This is a genomic window from Micrococcus sp. 093350064-1 (assembly GCF_053627955.1).
Window position 1 is genome coordinate 1 of record NZ_JBSEYU010000021.1, and the last position, 6,465, is coordinate 6,465.

Below are 6,465 nucleotides of genomic sequence, written 5' to 3' on the forward strand. Positions count from 1 at the left end.
ATCCACGCCCTGCGGCGGGAGCGCAAGTGGTCCGCACGGCGCATCCATCACCACCTCGCCTCCGAAGGCCACCAGCTGTGCCTGCGCACCGTGGGCAGGTGGATGCACCGGCTGGGCATCTCCCGGTTGCCAGACCTCGCGCCCACGGGTGAGGACCTGCGCCAACGACCACAGAAGATCACCGCCCGCGGCCCGGGGCACATGGTGCACCTGGACGTGAAGAAAATCGGGCGCATCCCCGAGGGGGGCGGCTGGCGTGCTCACGGCCGGGACTCCGAGAACGCGCGAGCGGCCAAACGCGGGCCTGGCCGACGGGTCGGCTACACCTACCTGCACTCGGCGATCGACGGGTTCACCCGCCTGGCGTACACGGAGGCGTTGGAGGATGAGCGGGCGGTGACCACGATCGGGTTCTTCTGCCGGGCGAGGGCGTTCTTCGCCGCTCACGGCATCACCGTGGACCGGGTGGTCACGGACAACGGCAACAACTACCGGGCCGTGGACTTCACCCGGAAGGTGGTCTCGCTCGGGGGCCGGCATCACCGGATCCGCCCCTACACCCCGCGTCACAACGGGAAGGTCGAACGCTACAACCGGCTGATGGTGGACGAGGTCCTCTACGCCCGCCCGTACTCCTCAGAGCAAGCTCGGCGTGAGGCCCTGGCGGTGTGGGTGAACCACTACAACTATCATCGGCCTCATACCTCCTGCGGAGACGCTCCTCCGGCCTCACTGGCACCGACCCGAGTCAACAACGTCATGCCCTCCTACACCTAGGACCCCGTGGCGAAAGAGAAATCCCCCACGTGCGCATCGTGGAGAGGCGTGGGGGATGCGGTGATGTGACCGTTCGCATCCATGCGCACCGAGGTCGGCGTGTCGGGGGCAATCCGTGCCGCCGAACGGACTTCTACGCTCACCCCATGCAGCTCGAGACCGTGAGGGGATGGACTCGTGAGGCTCACCAGGTGCGCGGACCGAGATCCTCGAGGATCTCCAGGTCGAGAAGCCACTCGTCAGGGCGGGGAGTCTCGGGGAGCACCGGCTCGTAGGCGCCGACGTAGACGACCTCCCCCAAGCCGAGGCCGGTGGCCTCCTCCGGCTCCAGGATCGTCAGGTCAGCGTGGCCGGGGACGCGGTCGATCTCGGCGAGCCGCCCCGAGGGCCACACCTCGTGTACCGCCCTCACCACGGCCCGCACACGACGCAACGGGATCGACCCGGCGGGGCTGCCGTCGTCGTGATGGGTGACGACCCAGCCTGCAGAGGCCAGGGGCCCAGCCTGACTCACTCCCCGGGAGGGCAGCAGGATCAGCTCGTGGACTTCCCCCACGGCGATCGAGTCACCGCAGCATTCCTGCTCCCAGTCCGAGAGCGAGGCGCGGCCGACGGCGCCGACGGTGATGTCCATGGTCGGAGTGTAGGGGCGGGGCCTCACCCGTGGGCACGCGTCACCCGGGGCGCTCCGCCCTCGTTCCAGCGGAACAGGGTGAGGTGCCACAGCCCGGGGACCGTGCGAGACGGGCCACCTCCACGCGCACCGACGTGGCCCTGTACGAGCCGCTCGGGTTCCGCGAGACCGTACCCGACGCGTGCATACCCGCGGCCCGGGAGTGACATCATGGACCTCGGCTCGTGCTGATACCGGATCTCGTGACGTGACACCGGGTATCGTGAGCCACGCCACTACACTGTGTCTCCACTGATAAAGGAGCAACCCCCCATGCCGACCCTGCGAACCGTCTCCCTCTCCGCCGCCACGCGGGAGGATCACCTCGCCCGCCTCCGGGCCACCAGCCCGGAGGCCCCCCTCGACATCCTGATCGTGGGCGGCGGCTCCACCGGCGTGGGCGCCGCGTTCGACGCGGCCACCCGCGGCCTCGACGTGGGCATCGTCGAGGCCCGCGACTGGGCCTCCGGGACGTCGTCCCGCTCCTCCCGCCTCATGCACGGTGGCCTGCGCTACCTCGAGATGCTGGACGTCAAGCTGGTGTATGAGGCGCTGCGGGAGCGCGACCTGCTGCTCACCCAGACCGCGCCCCACCTGGTGCGCCCCCTGCGCTTCGTCTTCCCGTTCTTCCACAAGGTGATCGACCGCGGCTTCATCGGCGCCGGCGTCACCATGTACGACGCCATGCAGTCGCTCGGCCGCCGCCGCGCGATGGGCGCGCACCGCCATCTCAGCCGCCGCTCCATGGCCGCGACCTTCCCCTCCCTCGACGACGAGAAGATCGTCGGCGCGGTGGAGTACGCCGACGCCCAGTTCGACGACGCCCGCCTGGCCATGATGCTCGTGCGATCCGCCGTGGACCACGGCGCCGTGGCCGCCAACTACACCGCCGTCACCGGCTACCTGCGCGGCGACGACGGCCGTGTGCAGGGCGTGCGTGTCCGCGAGGAGACCTCCGGCGAGGAGTTCGACGTGCACGCGCGCGCCGTCATCCTGGCCGGGGGCGTGTGGACCCAGGAGCAGCAGGAGCTGGCCGGGGCCGACGGCGGCCTCGAGGTGCTCGCCTCCAAGGGCGCCCACATCACCGTCCCGCGCGACCGCATCCGCGCCGACGCCGCCACCGGCGTGATCACCAAGACGGAGAAGTCCGTGCTGTTCCTCATCCCGTGGGACGAGTACTGGGTGATCGGCACCACGGACACCCCGTGGGCGGAGGACGTGGCCCATCCGGCCACCACCGCGGACGACATCGACTACATCCTCGAGCACGCCAACGCGGTGCTGAAGGAGGACCTCACGCGAGACGACGTGATCGCCACGTACGCCGGCCTGCGCCCGCTCCTGCAGCCGGTCACCGGATCCGACGGCGGCTCCACCAAGATCTCCCGTGAGCACACCGTCACCGAGGTGGCCCCCGGCCTCACCGCCGTGGCCGGCGGCAAGTGGACCACGTACCGGGCCATGGCCGAGGACGTCGTGGACTTCGTGGTGCGCGAGACCCACCCGACCCGTCCCAGCCTCACCGAGCACATCCCCGTGCTCGGCGGCCTCGGCTACTCGGAGATCGAGGCGGAGGCGGACCGCATCGCCGCCGACTACGGCCTGGACGAGGCCCGCGTGGACCGGCTCCTGTTCCGCTACGGCACCGTGCTGCGCCACGTGCTCGACCTGATCGACGCCGACCCGTCCCTGAGCGTCCCTCTCGCCGAGGCGCCGCGCTACCTGCGCGCCGAGATCGTCCACGCCGCCCGGGCCGAGGGCGTCGTCCACCTGGACGACGTCATCGAGCGCCGCACGCGCCTGTCCACCGAGGTCCGTGACCGCGGCGTCGCGGCGGCCGCGGAGATCGCGTCCCTCGTGGCCCCCGAGCTGGGCTGGGATGAAGAGCGCATCGCCGGTGAGATCCGGGCGTACAAGGACCTCGTCGCCGCCCGCCTCCGCGGCGAGACCGCCCACGACGACGTCACCGCCGCCGCCGCGCTCGCAGCTGCCGACGCCGCCCCCGTCCACGGAAAGGAGCCCGTCCATGGGCACGATCTTCCTGCATGAGATCGCCGGCACGGCCATCCTCCTCCTGCTCGGCGTCGGCGTCGTCGCCAACGTCGTCCTGACGAAGACCAAGGGCAACGGCGGAGGCTGGCTGCTCATCAGCTTCGGCTGGGGGCTGGGCGTCTTCGCGGGCGTCTACGTCGCTGCCGCGACCGGTGCGCACCTGAACCCCGCCGTGACCGTCGGCCTGCTCGTCAGCGGCGCCGAGGAGTACGCCCCCGGCATCGCCGTGACCCTCGGCACCACGCTCGCGTACTTCGCGGCGCAGCTGATCGGCGCCTTCCTCGGCGCGGCCCTGGCCTGGCTGGCCTACCGCGACCACTACCAGGCGGAGACGGACCAGGGCGCGATCCTGGGCACGTTCGCCACAGGTCCCGAGATCCGCAACCCGCTGTGGAACATGGTCACCGAGGTGATCGCCACGTTCGTCCTGGTGTTCGTGATCCTGCTCTTCGGCTCCACCCCCTCCGGGCTCGGCCCGCTCGCGGTGGCCCTGCTCGTCGTCGCGATCGGCGCGAGCCTGGGCGGCCCCACGGGGTACGCCATCAACCCGGCGCGCGACCTGGGCCCCCGCCTGTTCCACGCTGTCGCGCCGATCCGGCACAAGGGCGGCTCGGACTGGGGTTACGCCTGGGTGCCGATCGTCGGCCCGCTCGTCGGCGCCGTCCTGGCCGGCCTCGCCGCGCCTCTGTTCGTCTGAGCGGTCTGCCCGTCCAACCCCGGCGGGCACGTTCCCCTGCGGGAACGTGCCCGCCACCCCCACACCCCCGTGACCACCTCCGAAGGAGTAGGACATGACCACCCCCCGCTACGTGATGGCCATCGACCAGGGCACCACGTCCACGCGCGCGATCCTCTTCGACCACAGTGGGGCCATCGTGTCCACTGGTCAGCGCGAACACGAGCAGATCTTCCCGCGCGCCGGCTGGGTGGAGCACGACCCGGTGGAGATCTGGACGAACACCCGCGAGGTCATCGGCGAGGCCCTGGCCCGCGCCGAGGTGACCCGACACGACGTCGCCGCCGTGGGCATCACGAACCAGCGTGAGACCACCGTGGTGTGGGACCGCAACACCGGCAAGCCGGTGTACAACGCCATCGTGTGGCAGGACACCCGCACCGACCACCTCTGCGAGCGCCTGGCCGGCGACGTCGGCGCGGACCGCTACAAGGAGCGCGTCGGGCTGCCCCTGGCCACGTACTTCTCCGGCCCCAAGGTGGCCTGGATTCTGGAGAACGTGGACGGTGCCCGGGAGGCCGCCGAGAACGGCGACCTCATCTTCGGCACCACGGACTCGTGGCTCGTGTGGAATCTCACCGGCGGCGGCGAGGGCGGCCGGCACGTCACCGACGTCACCAACGCCTCCCGCACCATGCTGATGAACCTGGACACCCTCGACTGGAACGAGGAGATCTGCGCGGACATGGGCATCCCGATGTCCATGCTTCCGGAGATCGTCAGCTCCTCCGCCGAGGTGGGCACCGTATCCGGCCAGCAGCTGCTGCGCGAGACGCCGATCACCGGCATCCTGGGCGACCAGCACGCGGCGACCTTCGGCCAGGCGTGCTTCGAGGTCGGCCAGGCCAAGAACACGTACGGCACCGGCAACTTCATGCTGATCAACACCGGCGAGGAGCCGGTGCACTCGGACAACGGCCTGCTCACCACGGTGGCGTACCGCATTGGCGACCAGAAGCCGGTGTACGCGCTGGAGGGCTCGATCGCCGTCACCGGCTCGCTGATCCAGTGGCTGCGGGACAACCTCGGGATGATCGGCAGCGCCCCGGAGGTCGAGACCCTGGCCGCCGGCGTGGAGGACAACGGCGGCGTGTACTTCGTCCCCGCGTTCTCCGGCCTCTTCGCCCCGCACTGGGACGCCGCGGCCCGCGGCGTCATGGTGGGCATGACCCGTTACGTCAACAAGGGGCACATCGCCCGCGCGGCGCTCGAGGCCACCGCCTTCCAGAGCCGCGAGGTCCTGGACGCCATGAACGCGGACTCCGGCGTGGACCTGACCGAACTGAAGGTCGACGGTGGCATGGTCGCCAACGAGCTGCTCATGCAGTTCCAGGCGGACCTGCTGCGCGTGCCCGTCGTGCGCCCCAAGGTCATCGAGACCACCGCTCTCGGCGCCGCCTACGCCGCAGGCCTGGCGGTGGGGTTCTGGGCGTCCCAGGACGAGCTCGTGGCCAACTGGGAAGAGGACAAGCGCTGGGAGCCCACCACGGACGAGGAGGAGGTTGAGCGCGCCCTGCGGCTGTGGAAGAAGGCCGTGGAACGCTCCCGCGACTGGGTCGACGAGGACGTCGAGTCGGCCCAGGGCTGACCGTCCGGTCCGTAGGCCGGTCCGGCCGGCTCCGTGCGCCCCGGGCCGGTCCGGGCCGGTCCGGCCCCTCCGGAAGGACCCCGTGCAGCACTACCCCCTCGTCGGCCGCCTGCGCGCGGAGCGGGGCGGAGTCGGTGCCGCTGCCATCGGCGCAGTGGCCAGGCCCGAGGCGCCCGGCTGCTCCGACGTCAAGCTGTCCTCACCCAGGGCGTCCTCTTCCCCCGCCGCTTCCGCCCAAGGCGGCGGTGGACAGGCAGGCGAAGTAGTCCGCATCCACGTTCCGGCTGTCCTTGATGGCGCTCCGATGTGGAATCTCCTCGGAGAGGTTCTCCTCGTCCGCGTTGTTTGCCGAAGCCACCACCTTTTCGAGGCCGGCCACCTCGGGCCGGAGTTCGCGCGCCCGTCGTCGCATCCTGCCCTGGCCGGTCCACTCATGGGTGCGTTCGGTGAGGGCGTCGAATGGGTTCTCACACGCCGACAATCGGCGTGCTCGTTCGACGACGTTGGACGCCAGGATGTCCCTGAGCATCGTCGTCTTGCCGGTCCGGGCGTGTCAGATGGTCTGTGTAAGCCGTACCGAGAGGAACGGTAAGAATCATGACCATGATCGACGAGAAGAACCCAGGCGAGCCCTCGGGC

Annotated in this window: 6 protein-coding genes; 4 read left to right on the forward strand and 2 right to left on the reverse strand. The window is 70.5% G+C overall.

What is annotated here, in order from left to right:
* The coding region (locus ACUW6W_RS11470) for an IS481 family transposase (protein WP_454180186.1) at window positions 1-777 on the forward strand (777 nt) is incomplete at its 5' end.
* Window positions 778-961: 184 nt separating this feature from the next.
* Here the strand turns inward: ACUW6W_RS11470 and ACUW6W_RS11475 are convergent.
* Window positions 962-1,411, reverse strand: coding sequence for a hypothetical protein (locus tag ACUW6W_RS11475; protein ID WP_041104837.1), 450 nt, complete (start codon window positions 1,409-1,411; stop codon window positions 962-964).
* Window positions 1,412-1,723: 312 nt separating this feature from the next.
* On the opposite strand from ACUW6W_RS11475, the gene ACUW6W_RS11480 reads away from it, so the two are divergent.
* The 3 genes from ACUW6W_RS11480 to glpK all read left to right on the forward strand — a co-directional run bounded on the left by ACUW6W_RS11480 (window position 1,724) and on the right by glpK (window position 5,826).
* Complete coding sequence (locus ACUW6W_RS11480) at window positions 1,724-3,499, forward strand: glycerol-3-phosphate dehydrogenase/oxidase (RefSeq protein ID WP_049145090.1); 1,776 nt, start codon at window positions 1,724-1,726, stop codon at window positions 3,497-3,499.
* On the forward strand, window positions 3,477-4,199 hold the full coding sequence (locus ACUW6W_RS11485) for an MIP/aquaporin family protein (RefSeq protein WP_010079813.1): 723 nt from the start codon (window positions 3,477-3,479) through the stop codon (window positions 4,197-4,199). Before ACUW6W_RS11480 ends, ACUW6W_RS11485 begins: the two co-directional genes overlap by 23 nt.
* A gap of 94 nt (window positions 4,200-4,293) precedes the next feature.
* Entirely contained in the window at window positions 4,294-5,826 is a 1,533-nt protein-coding gene (glpK, locus tag ACUW6W_RS11490; protein WP_049145088.1) for a glycerol kinase GlpK, read from the forward strand.
* 199 nt (window positions 5,827-6,025) lie between these two features.
* On the opposite strand, the gene ACUW6W_RS11495 is transcribed toward glpK, so the two are convergent.
* The gene (locus tag ACUW6W_RS11495) at window positions 6,026-6,355 is read right to left on the reverse strand and encodes a hypothetical protein (RefSeq protein WP_230956183.1); all 330 of its coding nucleotides are present in this window, start codon (window positions 6,353-6,355) and stop codon (window positions 6,026-6,028) included.
* Window positions 6,356-6,465 lie beyond the last annotated feature (110 nt).